The sequence below is a fragment of the Mesorhizobium sp. ESP-6-4 genome (assembly GCF_020164735.1).
In the GTDB taxonomy this organism is placed as follows: domain Bacteria; phylum Pseudomonadota; class Alphaproteobacteria; order Rhizobiales; family Rhizobiaceae; genus Mesorhizobium.
In genome coordinates this window covers 2,501-6,021 of the sequence record NZ_JAIUGS010000037.1, presented here as the reverse complement: position 1 = coordinate 6,021, position 3,521 = coordinate 2,501, and the positions used below count along the sequence as shown (strand labels likewise).

General features: G+C 53.6%; 2 rRNA genes. Both read right to left on the bottom strand.

Going from position 1 to position 3,521, the window contains the following annotated elements:
* Positions 1–72: 72 nt before the first annotated feature.
* Positions 73–187 (bottom strand): 5S ribosomal RNA (rrf, locus tag LB523_RS29155).
* A gap of 286 nt (positions 188–473) precedes the next feature.
* A 23S ribosomal RNA gene (locus LB523_RS29150) occupies positions 474–3,297 on the bottom strand.
* Positions 3,298–3,521: the final 224 nt, after the last annotated feature.

The following is a 3,521-nucleotide window of genomic DNA, read 5'->3' as shown; positions in this document are numbered from 1 at the left end:
AGATCGTAGAGAGAAGATTGTCTTCATCCGGATCCTGTGGATCTGGAAGTGAGCTGAACATGCGCTTTGCAGACCTGGCAGCGACCTACTCTCCCGCGTCTTGAGACGAAGTACCATCAGCGCTGGAGCGTTTCACGGCCGAGTTCGGAATGGGATCGGGTGCAGCCGCTCCGCCATAACCACCAGGTCGGCAAAACGCATGTTCAAATCGAGAAGCTGTTTGAGCGAATAGCCAATAGTGAGTAGCGAATAGGGAGCCCTATTTGCTGCTTTCTCTAAGCTGTTCGCTGGTCTTTGTTGTGCCTTTGACGTTCTTTCAGCCTGGCGCCCTTCGAAGCGAAGCTTCGCAAGGTCGACCGACCGTCGGCGCTGTTGCGCCGCACCCACGTAGCGCCGCCCGCAGGGCGGAACAAGCGTGAGTGAGAATGGCGACAATCCTTCGGATTGCGCCTTGATGGATATAAGTAATGAGAACGATCAAGCCTATCGAACTATTAGTACCGGTAAGCTTCAAGCGTTGCCGCTCTTCCACACCCGGCCTATCAACGTGGTCGTCTTCCACGGTTCTCAGGGAATACTCGTTTCAAGGTGGGTTTCCCGCTTAGATGCCTTCAGCGGTTATCCCGTCCGGATATAGCTACCCTGCAATGCGGCTGGCGCCACAACAGGTCCACCAGAGATCCGTCCATCCCGGTCCTCTCGTACTAGGGACAGATCCTTTCAATATTCCTACACCCACGGCAGATAGGGACCGAACTGTCTCACGACGTTCTGAACCCAACTCACGTACCGCTTTAAATGGCGAACAGCCATACCCTTGGGACCTGCTCCAGCCCCAGGATGCGATGAGTCGACATCGAGGTGCCAAACAACCCCGTCGATATGGACTCTTGGGGGTCATCAGCCTGTTATCCCCGGCGTACCTTTTATCCGTTGAGCGATGGCCCTTCCACGCGGGACCACCGGATCACTATGACCGACTTTCGTCTCTGCTCGACTTGTCAGTCTCGCAGTCAGGCAGGCTTATGCCATTGCACTCAGCGAACGATTTCCGACCGTTCTGAGCCCACCATCGCGCGCCTCCGTTACTCTTTAGGAGGCGACCGCCCCAGTCAAACTACCCACCATACATTGTCCCGGACCCGGATAACGGGCCGCGGTTAGACATCCATAGTGATAAGGGTGGTATTTCAAGGGTGGCTCCACCTGAGCTGGCGCCCAGGCTTCAAAGCCTACCACCTATCCTACACATGCCACTACGAATGCCAATGTAAAGCTATAGTAAAGGTGCACGGGGTCTTTCCGTCTAACCGCAGGAACCCCGCATCTTCACGGGGAATTCAATTTCACTGAGTCTATGCTGGAGACAGCGGGGAAGTCGTTACGCCATTCGTGCAGGTCGGAACTTACCCGACAAGGAATTTCGCTACCTTAGGACCGTTATAGTTACGGCCGCCGTTTACTGGGGCTTCGATTCAGAGCTTGCACCCCTCCTCTTAACCTTCCAGCACCGGGCAGGCGTCAGACCCTATACGTCGCCTTGCGGCTTCGCAGAGCCCTGTGTTTTTGATAAACAGTCGCTACCCCCTGGTCTGTGCCACCCTCCTCTGCTTGCGCAGAAAAGGGTCACGCTTCTTCCGAAGTTACGCGTGCAATTTGCCGAGTTCCTTCAGCATAGTTCTCTCAAGCGCCTTGGTATACTCTACCTGACCACCAGTGTCGGTTTCGGGTACGGTCTATAAGGAGGAGCTATTTCCTGGAACCACTCCGCTGCCCTTTCAATCCGATAAGATTGGACAACTTGTGTGATCCGTCACTACCTCCAGGCCCACGAATATTAACGTGGTTCCCATCGACTACGCGTTTCCGCCTCGTCTTAGGGGCCGGCTAACCCTGCTCAGATTAACTTTAAGCAGGAACCCTTGGTCTTTCGGCGGGGGAGTCTCTCACTCCCCTTACGTTACTCATGTCAGCATTCGCACTTCTGATACCTCCACCGCCCCTCACGGGTACGGCTTCATCAGCTTACAGAACGCTCCGCTACCGCTCGTGATTGCTCACGAACCCTAAGCTTCGGTGTATGGCTTTAGCCCCGTTACATTTTCGGCGCAAAGACCCTTATTTAGACCAGTGAGCTGTTACGCTTTCTTTAAATGATGGCTGCTTCTAAGCCAACATCCTGGTTGTTTTGGGATCCTCACATCCTTTCCCACTTAGCCATAACTTGGGGACCTTAGCTGTAGGTCAGGGTTGTTTCCCTTTTCACGACGGACGTTAGCACCCGCCGTGTGTCTGCCGACTAGTACTCCCAGGTATTCGGAGTTTGGTTAGGTTTGGTAATCCGGTGAGGACCCCTAGCCCATCCAGTGCTCTACCCCCTGGGGTATTCGGTCGACGCTCTACCTAAATAGATTTCGCGGAGAACCAGCTATTTCCGAGTTTGATTGGCCTTTCACCCCTAGCCACAAGTCATCCCGAACTATTGCAACAGTTATGGGTTCGGTCCTCCAGTAAGTGTTACCTTACCTTCAACCTGCTCATGGCTAGATCACTCGGTTTCGGGTCTAATGCGACGAACTGAACGCCCTGTTCAGACTCGCTTTCGCTGCGCCTACACCTACCGGTTTAAGCTTGCTCGTCACACTAAGTCGCTGACCCATTATACAAAAGGTACGTGGTCACCCTTGCGGGCTCCCACTGTTTGTAGGCAATCGGTTTCAGGTACTCTTTCACTCCCCTTGTCGGGGTGCTTTTCACCTTTCCCTCACGGTACTAGTTCGCTATCGGTCATGCACGAGTACTTAGGCTTGGAAGGTGGTCCTCCCAATTTCAGACAGGATTTCACGTGTCCCGCCTTACTCGAGGACGATTGATCGCATTACGCGTACGGGGCTGTCACCCGCTATGGCCCTACTTTCCAGAAGGTTCCGCTTGTCTCTCAATCGCCACTGGCCTGGTCCGGGTTCGCTCGCCACTACTTCCGGAGTCTCGGTTGATGTCCTTTCCTACGGGTACTTAGATGTTTCAGTTCCCCGCGTTCGCCACTTTATCCCTATGTATTCAGGATAAGTTACCTATTAGCGATACTTGGAAACCACAGCAGCAAGACGGCGCGATCCGAAAGATCGTCGCATCCCTGCTGCTCTGATTTTCCAAGTACCTTAGGTGGGTTTCCCCATTCGGAAATCTACGGATCAAAGGGTATTCGCACCTCCCCGTAGCTTATCGCAGCGTATCACGTCCTTCATCGCCTGTGCATGCCAAGGCATCCACCAATTGCCCTTAAGACACTTGATCGTTCTCATTGCCAATACCCATCACGCAATCCCGAAGGGATTGTCGCATGAACCAAATCCTGTGCGGGACTTGCTTCAATGGAATTGGCACAAAAAGACCAGCTTCTCGAGATCGGTTCGAGGGCGCGGTTAGGCAAACCCATCATATGCAAGGGATTGAGCGTCCCTTGCGACAAATCATGGCCCTTTCGGGACCCATGAAGTTCGAACAAATCTTCTCTTTAC